General features: G+C 69.6%; 13 protein-coding genes and 1 pseudogene. 11 read left to right on the forward strand and 3 right to left on the reverse strand.

Annotation, left to right across the window (positions count from 1 at the left end; genetic code table 11):
- Nucleotides 1-36: 36 nt before the first annotated feature.
- The 4 genes and pseudogenes from ACOZ38_RS02185 to ACOZ38_RS02200 all read left to right on the forward strand — a co-directional run.
- Entirely contained in the window at nt 37-924 is an 888-nt protein-coding gene (locus ACOZ38_RS02185; RefSeq protein ID WP_424528431.1) for a type II secretion system F family protein, read from the forward strand.
- A gap of 259 nt (nt 925-1,183) precedes the next feature.
- Nucleotides 1,184-1,759: a type II secretion system F family protein gene (locus ACOZ38_RS02190; RefSeq protein ID WP_405143519.1), complete on the forward strand. Its 576-nt coding sequence runs from the start codon at nt 1,184-1,186 to the stop codon at nt 1,757-1,759.
- Nucleotides 1,760-2,143: 384 nt separating this feature from the next.
- Nucleotides 2,144-2,440 carry a DUF4244 domain-containing protein gene (locus tag ACOZ38_RS02195; RefSeq protein ID WP_424528433.1) on the forward strand — a complete coding sequence of 99 codons (297 nt, stop codon included), beginning with the start codon at nt 2,144-2,146 and terminating at the stop codon, nt 2,438-2,440.
- A gap of 327 nt (nt 2,441-2,767) precedes the next feature.
- Nucleotides 2,768-3,076: pseudogene (locus ACOZ38_RS02200) on the forward strand (TadE family type IV pilus minor pilin); the annotation flags it as partial.
- Between the two features lie 39 nt (nt 3,077-3,115).
- On the opposite strand, the gene ACOZ38_RS02205 reads toward ACOZ38_RS02200, so the two are convergent.
- Nucleotides 3,116-3,316 (reverse strand): hypothetical protein, encoded by a 201-nt coding sequence (locus ACOZ38_RS02205; RefSeq protein ID WP_424537209.1) that lies wholly within the window; start codon nt 3,314-3,316, stop codon nt 3,116-3,118.
- A 122-nt stretch (nt 3,317-3,438) separates the two neighbouring features.
- Here ACOZ38_RS02205 and ACOZ38_RS02210 point away from each other — a divergent pair, with 122 nt between their 5' ends.
- Nucleotides 3,439-3,780: an Rv3654c family TadE-like protein gene (locus ACOZ38_RS02210; RefSeq protein ID WP_405143523.1), complete on the forward strand. Its 342-nt coding sequence runs from the start codon at nt 3,439-3,441 to the stop codon at nt 3,778-3,780.
- Between the two features lie 91 nt (nt 3,781-3,871).
- Here ACOZ38_RS02210 and ACOZ38_RS02215 read toward each other — a convergent pair whose 3' ends face one another.
- A complete protein-coding gene (locus tag ACOZ38_RS02215) occupies nt 3,872-6,208 on the reverse strand; it encodes a DEAD/DEAH box helicase (RefSeq protein WP_424528435.1) in 2,337 nt (778 codons plus the stop codon).
- A gap of 155 nt (nt 6,209-6,363) precedes the next feature.
- Between ACOZ38_RS02215 and ACOZ38_RS02220 the strand changes: the two genes are divergently transcribed.
- The 4 genes from ACOZ38_RS02220 to ACOZ38_RS02235 all read left to right on the forward strand — a co-directional run bounded on the left by ACOZ38_RS02220 (nt 6,364) and on the right by ACOZ38_RS02235 (nt 10,786).
- Nucleotides 6,364-6,714, forward strand: a complete 351-nt coding sequence (locus tag ACOZ38_RS02220) for an STAS domain-containing protein (protein ID WP_114029683.1) — start codon at nt 6,364-6,366, stop codon at nt 6,712-6,714.
- Nucleotides 6,715-6,716: 2 nt separating this feature from the next.
- Nucleotides 6,717-7,190 (forward strand): ATP-binding protein, encoded by a 474-nt coding sequence (locus ACOZ38_RS02225; protein ID WP_405143528.1) that lies wholly within the window; start codon nt 6,717-6,719, stop codon nt 7,188-7,190.
- Nucleotides 7,191-7,857: 667 nt separating this feature from the next.
- Entirely contained in the window at nt 7,858-10,194 is a 2,337-nt protein-coding gene (locus ACOZ38_RS02230; protein ID WP_405143530.1) for a sodium-translocating pyrophosphatase, read from the forward strand.
- 103 nt (nt 10,195-10,297) lie between these two features.
- Nucleotides 10,298-10,786 carry a SixA phosphatase family protein gene (locus tag ACOZ38_RS02235; RefSeq protein ID WP_405143531.1) on the forward strand — a complete coding sequence of 163 codons (489 nt, stop codon included), beginning with the start codon at nt 10,298-10,300 and terminating at the stop codon, nt 10,784-10,786.
- Here ACOZ38_RS02235 and serB read toward each other — a convergent pair.
- On the reverse strand, nt 10,752-12,008 hold the full coding sequence (gene serB, locus ACOZ38_RS02240; RefSeq protein WP_424528439.1) for a phosphoserine phosphatase SerB: 1,257 nt from the start codon (nt 12,006-12,008) through the stop codon (nt 10,752-10,754). The genes ACOZ38_RS02235 and serB overlap by 35 nt on opposite strands.
- 112 nt (nt 12,009-12,120) lie before the next feature.
- Here serB and ACOZ38_RS02245 point away from each other — a divergent pair, with 112 nt between their 5' ends.
- Nucleotides 12,121-12,951, forward strand: coding sequence for a GNAT family N-acetyltransferase (locus tag ACOZ38_RS02245; protein ID WP_424528441.1), 831 nt, complete (start codon nt 12,121-12,123; stop codon nt 12,949-12,951).
- On the forward strand, nt 12,948-13,802 hold the full coding sequence (locus tag ACOZ38_RS02250; protein ID WP_424528443.1) for a lysophospholipid acyltransferase family protein: 855 nt from the start codon (nt 12,948-12,950) through the stop codon (nt 13,800-13,802). The genes ACOZ38_RS02245 and ACOZ38_RS02250 overlap by 4 nt, the downstream gene beginning before the upstream one ends.
- Nucleotides 13,803-13,816: the final 14 nt, after the last annotated feature.

The following is a 13,816-nucleotide window of genomic DNA, read 5'->3' on the forward strand; positions in this document are numbered from 1 at the left end:
GCGGGCCCCGTCCCCTCGCGGGCGAAGGAGAGTGCGATGAGCAGTCCGGTGAGCACCGCACTGTTTCCCCTGGCTCGCGTCCCGGGCTTGTTAGCAGCGGGTCGTTCGCTCGCGGTGCTTAGGGAGGGTTCAGCGGTGGGGTTGGCGGCTTGTGCGGCCGTCGTCGTTGGTTCGTACCGATCTGATCTGGAGGGGGTTCACGTGTTGGTGGTGGCTGTGTTCCTGGCAGTGGCGGCCGCACTGCTGTGGACGGGGCCTGATCCGGAGACGGCCCGGCTGCTGTCCCTGATCCGTTCTCGCGATGGAGAGACGCGGTGGAGGTTCGCGGCTCGGTTGCTACGGTTGGCGCGTAGGCCAAGCCGGGCGCGTGAGGCGGCAGCCTGGCGCATTGCGTCGATCGAGTTATGCCAGAGCCTCGTCGCCGAGCTCGCCACCGGCCGCACGCCTGGCGAAGCCCTGGCTCGGGCGGCATCCTGCCTCGAACCTCCCGACCCCGGCGTCCTCCGTCCGGTCATCGCCATCGCGCGCGACGGCGGAGACGTGGCCACGGCCCTGGAACGGGCGGCTCCCGACCATGGAGGGGAAGGGCTTGTGCGGCTCGCCGCCTGCTGGCGCGTCAGCCTCACCGTGGGGGGAGGCTTGGCCGCGCTGGTCGAGCGTGTCGGCGTTTCCCTCAGGGAAGCGGAGGCTCATCGCTCCGAGGTGGCGGCGCAGCTTGCCGGTCCTCGTTCCACAGCCCGGCTGCTGGCGATTCTCCCCGTGCTCGGGTTGCTTCTGGCGGCGGGACTGGGCCTGCGACCGCTCTCCTTCTTGTTCGGTGGCCTGGCGGGCTTCGCCTGCCTCAGCGCAGGCGTGCTCTTGGACCTGACGGGCGTGTGGTGGACCAACCGACTAGTAGCCCACGCCCAGCGAACAGGCCCATGACCACCGGCCAAAGCTCGACTGGCTGGCGGTCCCCTTGCCCCGGGCCGGCCGCTGACGGAGAACTTCTTAACGATCGGACTGACCTATGGGCATCCTGCTCGCTGCGGGGCTTGCGGCACTCTCGATGTGGTTGTGGCTGACGCCCTGGGATCCCACCGAGCGTCTCCTCCGACTGAGAACGGACGGCTCGACACGAGAGGAGCGGATAGGTCCGGCGCAAGGAGAGCCGAGTTGGCATGCGTTGCGAGGCGCTGTCTCCGTGGTCCTCGCGGCGCTGGGAGGTCTTCTCTTCGTCGGTGGGCTACCGGGCCTGCTCGGAGGCGCCGGACTCGGCGTGGTCTGGGCTGTGTTCGCCCGCCGCAGGGAACCAGGTGAGGTACGCCGGAGGCGGGCACGCGTCACCGCTGATCTCCCGTTCGCGATCGACCTCATGGTGGCCTGTCTGCGGGCGGGTCAACCCGTCAGCGGGGCGGTTGAGGCAGCGGCGCGGGCGATGGGTGGTCCCCTGGGCGAGCGTCTGGCGTGGGTGAACGGTCAACTGCGGCTGGGGGCGCTGCCTGAGGCCGCCTGGTCGGCACTGGAGCATGACCGCCCCCTCGCCGCCCTGGCCAGAGGCATGACCCGTGCCTCTCTCAGTGGTGCGCCCGTCGCCGACGTGCTGACCAGGCTCGCTGATGACGCCCGCCATGAGGCCCGGGCCGCCTCCTCCGCCGCCGCGCGCCGCGTGGGAGTCCAGGCGGTCGCCCCGCTTGGACTGTGTTTCCTCCCTGCCTTCGTGTTTCTCGGGATCATCCCGGTCGTCGCCGGGCTCGCCGCCCAGGTCTTCGGCAACTGAGCTACCGGAGGCCGGCGCCTTCCCCCTTGTGCGGCACACCATCCCGGGGGCACAGGACCGGGGATCCTTCTCCGGGCACAGGACCGAGGAATCCTTGTCGAGTAGAGGACCGAGGACTCTCTTCTCTTCGCAGGACCCGGACTCCCTACCCAGGACCGAGATCCTTTTTGTCCACCACCCTGAGGAGCCTTATCCACAGGTGTGGCGGAAGTTGTCCACAGAACCAGGGGTTGTTTTCCACAGGTTCGGGGGACGGCGGGTATCCGTCCACAGAATCGGGCTCGGCCCCGGATCGCGCACCTCGTGTGAGCCACCCTGATCTCACCTGTTGGGGCCGGTGCGGGTCATCCACACGGCCGCGATGACGACTCAAGGGGAGGTCCGATGCGCAGGTGGATCCGGGAGTGCGGTCGGCGAACGCTGGGAGCGGCGCTGATCAGGAAGGGCCTTGTGGTCGAGCAGCGTCTGCGAAAGCGGCTCGACTCTGCCCGTGCCTCGGCACGCAGGCTGGCCATGGTGGCGCGCACGCGCTCGGAGGCGGGTATGTCCACCGCCGAGTACGCGGTGGGCACCATCGCCGCCTGCGCGTTCGCGGGACTGCTGTTCAAGATCGTGAGCAGTCCGGAGGTACGGAAGATGCTGTCCGACATCATCAGCCGAGCCCTGAAACTCGCCGGATGAGAAGCCGACCCGCAACCTGACCAGCAGAACGGGGGAACGGGTTCTCGGCCTTGTCCAGCCACCAGTTGAAGCCGTTCGGCGGCAGAGCAGGAAAGGCCCGCTCTGCCGCCGTCCGGCTCCATCTACTGCTCGCTCCATAACCCGGCCAAAGGGGTTGGGTCTGAAGGATTGACCCGGTCTTGCCGAGCGGGCCGGGTCGCACTGCGGCACTCATGACTGCGGCACTCATGTTGGAGGAGGTGCATCGTGATCTATTGGAGGTTCCGGTCAGGTGCCTCGGCCTATGGCCCGCCTCTATCGAGCCATTGGAGCTTCGTAGCACGGGGGGTGCTCGCCGTTTGGGCCAGGCGTCATGGTCTCTTGGGAGCTGATCGGGGTTCCGCCACGGCGGAGATGGCGGTGGCGCTTCCGTCGCTCGTACTGGTGCTGGGAGCGGCTCTGTGGGCGATCGCGGCGGTGACGGCCCAACTGGAATGTGTTGACGCCGCCCGGGCGGGGGCCAGAGCCGCCGCAAGAGGGGAGTCCCTCGAAGCGGTGAGGCACGCGGCGGGTGAGGCCGCACCGGCAGGTGCCACCGTCTCGGTGACGCGCGATGCCGAGTTGAGCAGGGTGACCATCTCGGCGTCAGTGCGTCCGAGCTGGCTGATCGCAATGCCGGCGGTCCCGGTGGGAGCCTCAGCGAGCTCCGCGACCGAACTCGGAGCGGGCGTTCCCGAACTTGGAGCGGGCGTTCCTGAACTTGGAGCGGGTGTTCCCGAAGGAGCGGGTGTTCCTGAACTTGGAGTGGGCGTTCCCGAAGGAGCGGGTGTTCCTGAACTTGGAGCGGGTGTTCCCGAAGGAGCGGGTGTTCCCGAACTTGGAGCGGGCGTTACCCAAGGAGCGGGTGTTCCCGGAGTCGGGGCGGATTTTCACAGAGAGGGGAGCGCACGGTCTCTTCCTGGGGAAACGCCGACTCGCTCGTCGTGGGGGGACCCTTAGATGGACTGTGAAACAAGCTCATGACTGGGGACCGCGGTGCGGCCAGCGTGTGGGTTCTCGGGGTGATGGTGCTGATCTGGTTCCTGGCGGCGGCGTTCTTGCTCGTCGGGGCGGCCCGCACAGCGCACCATCGCGCCCAGTCGGCCGCTGATCTGAGTGCTCTGGCGGCTGCGGTTCAAGCTCTTGCCGCTCCCGAAAAGGCATGTCGGCGAGCTCGCGAGCTTGCGGAGGCGAACCAGGCTTCGATCAGGCGATGCGTGGTTCGAGCCGGAGTCGTGGACGTGCGGGTCGCCGTCCGCTTGGTCCTTCCCGGGCTGGGCGAACGCTCCGCCGTCGCCGAGTCCCGGGCGGGGCCCCGCTGACCTTGTTCACCTGGGTGCGCGGGGCGGCACGGCACTACAGACGCTGTGGCCGGTGCTACAGCTTCAGCGTGTTGTCGGGATTGGCTGAAGATCATTGACGTGCTTTCTCGGTGGCGGGGAGGAGGGTGGCCAGGAGGCGGAGGGCGCCTTGTTTGTCGAGTGGTTCGTTGCCGTTGCCGCATTTGGGGGACTGGATGCAGGAGGGGCAGCCTCGGTCGCACTCGCAGGAGGCGATGGCCTCGCGCGTGGCGGTGAGCCAGTCGAGGGCGCGCGCGTAGCCGCGTTCGGCGAACCCGGCTCCGCCCTCGTGCCCGTCGTAGACGAAGACCGTGAGAAGCCCGGTGTCGAGGTGCAGTTCGGTGGACACGCCGCCGATGTCCCAGCGGTCGCAGGTGGCGAACAGCGGGAGCAGGCCGATGGAGGCGTGCTCGGCCGCGTGGGCCGCGCCGCCGAGGTCCAGGCCCTCGGCGAGGAGGGGGGCCAGGGCGTCGTCGGGCAGCGTCCACCACACGGCCCGCGTGCGCAGGGTGCGAGGTGGCAGGTCGAGGGGCTCGTCGCCGAGCACCTCCCCGGTCTGGACGCGGCGTTTCAGGAAGGAGACGACCTGCCGGGTCACCTCCACGGTGCCGAAGTGCAGCTCGCCCGGCCCGAAGGGGTGCGACCGCAGGGACTCCAGCACCGAGATCTCGGTGACGTCCCTGGCGAAGGTGGAGTAGTCGGGCTCCGCGGCTGAGACCAGCGCGACACCGGCGTCCAGATCCAACAGTTCCACCAGATAGGTGTCCCCCATGTGGAGATGGACGGCGCCGGTGTGCACGGCGGTGTGGGCCGACGGCTCGTCGACGGTGCCGAGCAGCCGCCCCGTCGAGGACTCCACGACCTGTACGGGCGCTCCGCCCGAGCCCCTGATGTCGGCCAGGTTCGCTGCGCGCTCCCGGCGGGTCCAGAACCATCCCTGCGGGCGCCGCCGCAGCATGCCGCGCCCTACGAGGTCGTCGAGCACCCCTTCCGCCGACGGGCCGAACACGGCCAGGTCGGCCTCGGTCAGGGGGATCTCGGCCGCGGCCGCGCACAGGTGAGGCCCGAGGACGTACGGATTGTCCGGATCGAGCACGATCGCCTCAACGGGCTGGCCGAAAAGGGCCTCCGGATGGTGGACGAGGTAGGTGTCCAGGGGGTCGTCGCGGGCGATCAGCACCGCCAGGGCGTCCTGGCCGTCGCGGCCGGCGCGCCCGGCCTGCTGCCACAGCGAGGCCCGCGTGCCCGGCCATCCGGCGATGAGCACGGCGTCCAGCCCGGAGACGTCGATGCCGAGCTCCAGGGCGCTGGTCGTCGCCAGGCCCATGATCGAGCCCGATCGCAGCGCCTTCTCCAGCACGCGCCTGTCCTCGGCGAGGTACCCGGCACGGTAGGCCGCCACCCGGGCCGGGAGCTCGGGCGAGATCTCCTCCAGGTTGCCCCGGGCGATCAGCGAGACCGACTCGGCGGCGCGGCGGGACCGTACGAAGGCGAGGGTCCTCACGTCGTCGATCACCAGATCGGACAGCAGGTCGGCGGTCTCGGCCGTCACGGTGCGCCTGACCGGGGCGCCGCCCTCGCCCCGCAGGTCCGTCAGAGGCGGCTCCCACAGCGCGAACGTAGTGGAACCCCGGGGAGAGGCGTCCGTGGTCACCTCGGCCATCTCAAGGCCCGTCAGGCGCATCGCCGCAGCCGCGGGGTCGCTGACCGTAGCCGACACGAGGACGAACACGGGATCGGAGCCGTATTTCGCGCAGATCCGGCGCAGGCGGCGCACGATCTGGGCCACGTGCGAGCCGAACACGCCCCGGTATCCGTGGCACTCGTCCACGACCACCACCTTCAGCCGCCGCCAGAACGACGACCACGCCGAGTGGTGGGGCAGCATCGACCGGTGGAGCATGTCGGGGTTGGTCAGCACGTAGTTGGCGTGCCGGCGCACCCACTGGCGCTCCTCGGGCGGGGTGTCCCCGTCGTAGGTCGCGGCCCGGAGCTGCGCGAGCTTGAGATCTCTCAGCGCCCGCAACTGGTCGGCGGCGAGCGCCTTGGTCGGCGTGAGGTAGAGGACGGAACCCCCGGAGAGTATCTCCGAGACGGCCGGCACCAGGTAGGCCAGTGATTTTCCCGAGGCGGTGCCTGTGGCAATGATCACGTTTTGGCCACGGTGAACCAGCTCGGTGGCGGTCGCCTGGTGCTCCCAGAGTCCGTCCACGCCCTGATTTCGCAGACGGCTTACAAGAAGCTCGTCGACCCAGGCCGGCCAGCGCGCTTCGCCCGCCTGACGTGCGGGAACGTGCTCTATATGGGTGACACGTTCCCGGCGCGCGGGTGCCGCGAGCAGGCGCGAGAGTATCGGACCTGCTCGCCGTGAGGGTGAGGTAGTCGGAGTCACTGGTTTCCAGTTTGGCATCTTGGGGGAGAGTCGCCCGGAGTCGTGATTTCGTATAGACACGAAGGCGGGGCGTGGTTGAATGCCGCGCGTCAGGGTATTGCGCGCTGGGACTTGGGGTCCCAGCATGTCAGACCCCTCGTCGTGGACTCAGCAGGCAAGGCGCTGGAGGATCTGTGGATCTGAAGTTGGACCACCACACTGAAGACCGACTCACCATCGTGGAAGTCGAGGGTGAGATCGACGTCTATACCGCGCCGAGGCTGCGTGAGCTGCTGATCGACCTGGTCAACAAGGGTAACTTCCACCTCCTCGTGAACATGGAGAAGGTGGACTTCCTGGATTCCACTGGACTTGGCGTCCTGGTCGGCGGGCTCAAGCGCGTTCGTGCGCACGACGGCTCCCTGGAGCTCGTCTGTACGCAGGAGCGCATCCTGAAGATCTTCCGGATCACCGGTCTCACCAAGGTCTTCGGGATTTACGCCTCGGTCGAAGAGGCCAAGGAAGCTCACGGCCGAGACAAGTAGTCATGGCCACCGTTGAGCTGACGTTCAGCGCACTTCCGGCTCACGTGCGCACGGCGCGGCTGGTCGCTACGGCCATCGCCCGCCGCACTGGGGTCGCGGAGGCGTTGCTGGACGAAGTGCGGCTCGCTGTGGGTGAGGCCTGCTCGCGGGCAGTGGAGGCACATCGCGTTCACTGCCCCGGCGAGCCGATCCGCATCGAGTTGTGCGACGAGTCGGGACGCTTCGAGGTCACGGTCACCGACTCGGCACCTAGTGACGACCTGGAACAGGCGTACAAGGACGAGGAAGATGGGCCGCCAACCGCCGTCAACGGCACCGCGTTGGCCAGCCTGCTCCCCGCCGACACGCTGATGTCCGGGTTCGGCATCGCCGTCATCGCCGCGCTGGCCGATGACGTCGAGGTGTATCCGAGTGCGAAAGGATTGCGGATCAGGATGAGCTGGCCCGCGGCCACCACCGGCTTCGCCACCGCTTGAAGCGTCTTCCAGGAGTAGCCGCCTGTGGCGGCCTCTTGGGCACGCGCTTGAAGTGACCGCCTGCGGCGATCATCCGCAGTGGCCGCCTGAAGGGCCACCCGCGGTGACCGCCTGAAGCGGCCGGATGCCCGCCCGACCAGCTCGGCCTACTCCCGAGCCAGGTCGGGTGCCTTCCTTCCGCCACCCGATCCCCTCCAGCACCCCGATCGGGTTCAGCCTGCGCGGTGATCTTCCCGCGCGACCGGCTCGCCCGCAGGTGGGAGCGTCCATTCCCAAGTTCGAGGCGACCGCACGTCGCTTCGGTGCTGGGTTTCGGCATGTCCGCAGGTATATGGGCGCTAATAATTTGGCAATAAAGGGCTGTCCGTAATACGGACGTCGTCGCCGCCTGGGCAGGGAAAACCGCGTTGTTACTGGGCAAAGCCGCGCGGCTTACTGGACCAGTCCCTAATTGGCTTGCTGAAGAGGCTTCATATCTCGCGCGTGCCTGCGTAGACTCCCCGCACCGGCCAAGGTTTTGTCCCCGCAGATCGACGTCGCCCTGCGGGAAGGTCTGCGGACGTTACCGGAAGCGGCACTGCCAATCCAGCTCGGATGCGCGCCGCCCCCCGACTGACTTCGCAGCGCGGTTCGGGCTTGGACCTACCCGTCTGGCCGAGGAGGACGGATGTCTAGGCTCTATCTCGCCGCTGACGACGCCGCAGCGGTATCCCTTAGTGGTTCCCATCTCACGATCGTGATCGTGGTGGCCGCGGTGGCGCTGCTCGCGCTCGCCGTCGCCGGTGGTCTCGTTAGAGAGGTGCTCGCTGCCGGTCAAGGCACCGAGCGAATGCAGAACATCTCGCGAGCCGTACAGGAAGGCGCCGCCGCGTATCTCACGCGGCAGTTCCGGACGCTTGCGATCTTTGTAGTGATCATCCCGTTCCTGCTCTTCCTGCTGCCCGCGGAGACGACCGGCGTGGCCATCGGCCGCTCGGTGTTCTTCGTGGTCGGCGCGGTGTTCTCCGCGTTGACCGGGTTCATGGGCATGTGGCTGGCCGTGCGCGGCAACGTCCGCGTCGCCGCCGCCGCCCGTGACGCCGGTGAGAAGGTCGCGATGCGCATCGCCTTCCGCACCGGCGGCGTGGCCGGCATGTTCACCGTCGGGCTCGGCCTGCTGGGCGCCGCGATCGTGGTGTTCGTCTACAAGGGCGACGCCCCGAGCGTTCTTGAGGGCTTCGGCTTCGGCGCGGCGCTGCTCGCGATGTTCATGCGAGTCGGCGGCGGCATCTTCACCAAGGCCGCCGACGTGGGCGCCGACCTGGTCGGCAAGGTCGAGCAGGGCATCCCCGAGGACGACCCGCGCAACGCCGCCACCATCGCCGACAACGTGGGCGACAACGTCGGCGACTGCGCCGGCATGGCGGCCGACCTGTTCGAGTCCTACGCGGTCATGCTGGTCGCGAGCCTCATCCTGGGCAAGGCCGCCTTCGGCACCGAGGGCCTGGTGTTCCCGCTGATCGTTCCCATGATCGGTGTGCTCACCGCGATCATCGGCATCTTCGCCACCGCTCCCCGGAGCGGCGACCGCAACGGCATGGCGGCGATCAACCGCGGCTTCTTCATCTCAGCGGCGATCTCGGCCGTCCTGGTCGCGGTGGCGGCGTTCGCCTACCTGCCGAGCTCCTTCTCCCAGCTGACCGACGTCAGCCCCAGCATCGCCGGGCTCAACTCCGACCCGCGCCTGATCGCGATCGGCGCGGTGCTGATCGGCCTGGTGCTGGCGAGCGCGATCCAGGTGCTCACCGGCTACTTCACCGAGACGAACCGCCGCCCGGTCAAGGACATCGGCGAGAGCTCGCTGACCGGTCCGGCCACCGTCATCCTGTCCGGCATCGCCGTCGGCCTGGAGTCGGCCGTCTACTCCGCGCTGCTCATCGGTGGTGCGGTGTACGGGGCGTTCCTGCTGGGCTTCGGCAACGTGACCGTGGCGCTGTTCGCGGTCGCCCTGGCCGGTACGGGCCTGCTCACCACCGTCGGCGTGATCGTGTCCATGGACACCTTCGGCCCGGTCTCCGACAACGCCCAGGGCATCGCCGAGATGTCCGGCGACGTCGAGGGCGAGGGTGCCCGCATCCTCACCTCCCTCGACGCGGTGGGCAACACCACCAAGGCGATCACCAAGGGCATCGCGATCGCGACGGCCGTGCTCGCCGCGACCGCGCTGTTCGGGTCGTTCCGCACGGCGGTCGAGCTCGAACTGGCCAAGGCGAGCGCCGGGGTCAAGGAGGCGCTGGGCTCGTTCAGCTCCTTCAGCCTCAGCGTCGACTCGCCGAACGTGCTCGTCGGCCTGATCATCGGCGCCGCGGTGGTGTTCCTGTTCTCCGGGCTCGCCATCAGCGCCGTGGGCCGTGCGGCCGGGCGGGTCGTCTTCGAGGTGCGCGAGCAGTTCCGCACCAAGCCGGGCATCATGGCCGGCACCGAGCTGCCCGACTACGGCCGCGTGGTCGACATCTGCACCCGCGACTCGCTGCGCGAGCTGGCCACGCCCGGCCTGCTCGCCGTCATGACGCCGATCGCCGTCGGCTTCGCCCTCGGGTACGCGCCGCTCGGCGCCTACCTCGCGGGCGCGATCGCCTGCGGCACGCTGATGGCGGTGTTCCTGGCCAACTCCGGTGGCGCCTGGGACAACGCCAAGAAGCTCGTCGAGGACGGCCACCACGGAGGCAAGGGTTCGCCCGCGCACGAGGCGACGATCATCGGTGACACCGTCGGAGACCCGTTCAAGGACACCGCGGGCCCGGCGATCAACCCGCTGATCAAGGTCATGAACCTCGTGGCCCTGCTCATCGCCCCCGCCGTCGTGACCTACGCCGACAACGCTGTGCTGCGCATCGGCGTCACGGTGGTCGCGGTCGTGATCGTCGTCGGTGCCATCGTCGTCTCCAAGCGGCGCTCGAACAGCATCGCCCCGGCCAACGGCGACGAGAGCGAGAAGGTCGAGACCGAGAAGGTGTCGAGCTGACCTCACCCTGGCGCCGGCGACAGGGCGCCTGGTAGGTCAAGAACGTACGGCTACCGCCCGATCAGGGCGGTAGCCGTACGCGTGTAATGGGATAGTTGGGGGAGTGAACACGCTCATCGTCCTCCGACATGCCAAGGCCGCCCACGTGCCCGGGCTCGCCGACAGGGAACGTCCCCTGACCGATCGCGGCGAGCGGGACGCCGGGCGGGCGGGGGAGACTTTGCGGCAGATGGGCCTGTCGCCCGATCTGGTGCTGTGCTCGCCGTCCACGAGGACCAGGCAGACCGCCGAGCTGGCCCTGGCGGGTCTTGCCCCGGACGCCCCGGTGCACCTGGAAAGCGAGATCTACGAGGCGTATCCCGACGAGCTGCTGGAGCTCATCGGCCGCACCGACGACGAGGTGTCGACGCTCCTGCTGGTCGGGCACAACCCCGGCGTGCACGAGTTGATCTTGAACCTCACCCTCTCGCACGACGACGAGGGCTTCCCGCCCGGTGCCTTCGCCGTGCTGGAGACGGGAGCCTGGGCGGACCTCGGCCCGGGCGACGGGCGCCTGGTCAGCCGCTGGAACCCGAAGGATCACCCAGCGTAGGCGAGGTCTGCGGCGGCAGGGCGTCCTCGGCGTCGGCGGCCTCTACCTCCTCGCGCGAGATGCCGAGCAGGTAAAGGATCGCGTCCAGGTACGGCACGTTCACCGCCGCGTCGGCGGCCTGGCGCAGCACCGGCTTGGCGTTGAAGGCGACGCCCAGCCCCGCGGCGGCGATCATGTCGAGGTCGTTCGCGCCGTCGCCGATCGCCACGGTCTGGCTGATGGGGATGCCCGCCTGCTTGGCGAACCGCTCAAGGGCGCGCGCCTTGCCGGGCCGGTCGACGATCTCCCCGGTCACGCGGCCGGTGAGCTTGCCGTCCACCACCTCAAGGGTGTTGGCGGCGGAGTAGTCGATGCCGAGCTCGGAGACCAGCGAGTCGGTGATCTGGGTGAAGCCGCCGCTGACGATGGCGAAGCGGTAGTCGAGCCGCTTCAGGGTGCGCACCAGGGTGCGGGCGCCCGGGGTGAGCACGACCTCCTTGCGGACGAGGTCGAAGACGCTCTCAGGGAGCCCTTCGAGCAGCGCGACCCGCTCGCGCAGGGACGCCGCGAAGTCCAGCTCGCCGCGCATGGCCGACGTGGTGATCTTCTCCACCTCGTCCATGCAGCCCGCGTGGCGGGCCAGCAGCTCGATCACCTCGGCCTGGATGAGCGTGGAGTCGACGTCCATCACGATCAGCCGCTTGGCCCTGCGGTGGAGGCCCGAGCGCTGCACCGCGACGTCGACCTGCTGGAGGACGGCCTCGGCGGTGAGCTCGGCGCGCAGGGCGGCGGAGTCGGCCCCGGAGATCGCCAGCTCGATGCACGTGACCGGCAGGTGCGCCAGCCGTTCGATGCGGTCGATGTTGGCCCCCGCCGCGGCGATGCGGCCCGCGATGCCGGCCATGGCGGCCGGTTGCAGGGGGTTGCCGAGGACGGTCACGTGGAGGCGCCCCCGGCGGCGCTTCTCCTTGAGGTCGGTGCCCGTGGTGAGCTCGACCTCCATGCCGAGGTCCTCCGCGACGCGCTCCACGGCGGCCCACATGGCGCCGAGCGTGCCGCCTGTGCCGGTCGGGGGCCCGCCGGCGTACGAGACGAGTACGCCGAGGATCAACCGGCCGCGGATGACGACCTGCTCGACATCGGCGACGTTGACGGGAAAGGAGGCCAGCACGGTGAACAACCTGGATGTCACTCCAGGCCGGTCGGGGCCGGTCAGCGTGATCAAAAGCGTGCGCTGCTTCATCGCGGACAACGCTACCGACCGCTCAGAGTGAGCGTGCAAGCGGTTCACCATACGGACGGGAGATGGCCATCTGCCCATGTCTTCATGGGTGTGCCACATGAGGAGGCATGCCATGACCCAGGCTTTTGCCCATCCCGTCCACGGCGGAAGCGGCGCCGGTGCCCTCACGGACACCGCCGGTGCTTTCACGGCCCCCGGCCCCGGCCCCCGTGCCCGTCTCGACGATCGAGTCCTCGCCGACGCGCGCGGCCGCTACACCGTGGGACTCGCCAGGACCGCCGCCGACATGCGGGCGGCCCAGCGGCTCCGCTACGAGGTCTTCGCCGAGGAGATGGGGGCCCAGCTTGACTCCCCGATCTCCGGGCTGGACGTCGACCGGTTCGACACCTACTGCGACCACCTGCTGGTGCGCTCCGGCGACACGGTGGTCGGGACCTATCGGATGCTGGCGCCGGGCCGGGCCGACCGGCTCTACTCCGACAGCGAGTTCGACCTGTCCGCGCTGGCGGGCATCCGCGGGGGCATGGTCGAGGTGGGGCGTACGTGCGTGCACCCCGACCATCGCGGTGGGGCGGTCGTCGGGCTGATGTGGGCCGGCATCGCCCGGTACATGGTCAGCGAGGGCTACACCTGGCTAGGGGGATGCTGCTCGATCCCGCTGGACGACGGCGGGGCGACCGCCGCGGGCGTACTGGACAGGATCCCCCTCGGGCCCGAGGAGTACCGCGTGACGCCGCGCAACCCCTGGTCCGGCGAGGGTGTGCCGCGACCGGATGAGTTCGTGATGCCGAAGCTGCTGCGCGGCTACCTGAGGCTCGGCTCGTGGATCTGTGGCGCTCCCGCGCACGACCCGGCCTTCGGCACGGCGGACTTCTTCGTCCTGCTCTCGCTGGCCAACATCGACACCCGGTACCTGCGGCACTTCCTCGGGGTGACGGCATGAGCCCCTGGCTGCCCGTGGCGCCGTGCACCGTCGCCTCCTGCGTCTCCGCCCCGGCGGACGCGGCCGGACCGGCCCGGCGCGCCCTCCGCACGCTGGGAGCCGTCCTGGTGGTGCTGGCGGGCCTTCCCTGGGCCCTCGTCTCGCATCGGTTCGGCGACGCCCGCCGCGTGGTGGTCGCCATGGTCTGGGCCAGGCTGTTCCTGCGGGTCCTCGGGATACGCCTGGAGGTCCACCAGGTGGGCGACCAGGCGCTTCCCCCGGCGCCCGCCGGGCCGGTTGGCGCCCTCCTGGTCGCCAACCATGTCTCCTGGCTGGACCCCCTGGTGATCGCGGCGACGGTGCCGTGCCGGCCTCTGGCCAAGAGCGAGATCGCGGCATGGCCCGTGATCCGTTCCCTGGTGGCGGGCGGCGGCGCGATCTTCATCGACCGGGATCGTCTCTCGACGCTTCCCGCGACCGTGCGCGCGGTGGCGGACGCGCTGCGCGCCGGCCAGTCGGTGGCGGCGTTTCCGGAGGGCACCACCTGGTGCGGGCGGGCAGTGGGCCCGTTCCGGCCGGCGGTGTTCCAGGCGGCGATCGACGCGGGCGTGCCGGTCAGGCCGATCGGCCTGAAGTTCTGCGACCGCGAGGGCGATCTCGCGACCGGCCCCGCGTTCGTGGGCGACGACACCCTGCTGGCCTCCCTCGGCCGGGTGATCGCGGCCAGGGGCCTCGTCGTGGAGGTGACGATGTTCCCGGTCATCACGTACGCGTCCGGGGGGCAGGCCACCAGGCGCGTCCTCGCCGGGATCGCCCAGGCCACGGTGTCCGGCGGCCCCCGCCTGCGGCACGACGCCGCCATCGCCGCCTGACCGCCCCGTCCGGC

The organism is Sphaerisporangium viridialbum (assembly GCF_049674955.1).
Lineage (GTDB): Bacteria > Actinomycetota > Actinomycetes > Streptosporangiales > Streptosporangiaceae > Sphaerisporangium > Sphaerisporangium viridialbum.

Excerpts from the sequence above, each read along its gene's own strand:
- ACOZ38_RS02185 (WP_424528431.1), top strand. The coding sequence starts at position 37 with ATGAGCAGTCCGGTGAGCACCGCACTGTTTCCCCTGGCTCGCGTCCCG.
- ACOZ38_RS02250 (WP_424528443.1), top strand. The coding sequence starts at position 12,948 with ATGAGCCCCTGGCTGCCCGTGGCGCCGTGCACCGTCGCCTCCTGCGTC.
- ACOZ38_RS02215 (WP_424528435.1), bottom strand. The coding sequence starts at position 6,208 with ATGCCAAACTGGAAACCAGTGACTCCGACTACCTCACCCTCACGGCGA.
- ACOZ38_RS02225 (WP_405143528.1), top strand. The coding sequence starts at position 6,717 with ATGGCCACCGTTGAGCTGACGTTCAGCGCACTTCCGGCTCACGTGCGC.
- ACOZ38_RS02245 (WP_424528441.1), top strand. The coding sequence starts at position 12,121 with ATGACCCAGGCTTTTGCCCATCCCGTCCACGGCGGAAGCGGCGCCGGT.
- ACOZ38_RS02210 (WP_405143523.1), top strand. The coding sequence starts at position 3,439 with ATGACTGGGGACCGCGGTGCGGCCAGCGTGTGGGTTCTCGGGGTGATG.
- ACOZ38_RS02195 (WP_424528433.1), top strand. The coding sequence starts at position 2,144 with ATGCGCAGGTGGATCCGGGAGTGCGGTCGGCGAACGCTGGGAGCGGCG.
- serB (WP_424528439.1), bottom strand. The coding sequence starts at position 12,008 with ATGAAGCAGCGCACGCTTTTGATCACGCTGACCGGCCCCGACCGGCCT.
- ACOZ38_RS02230 (WP_405143530.1), top strand. The coding sequence starts at position 7,858 with ATGTCTAGGCTCTATCTCGCCGCTGACGACGCCGCAGCGGTATCCCTT.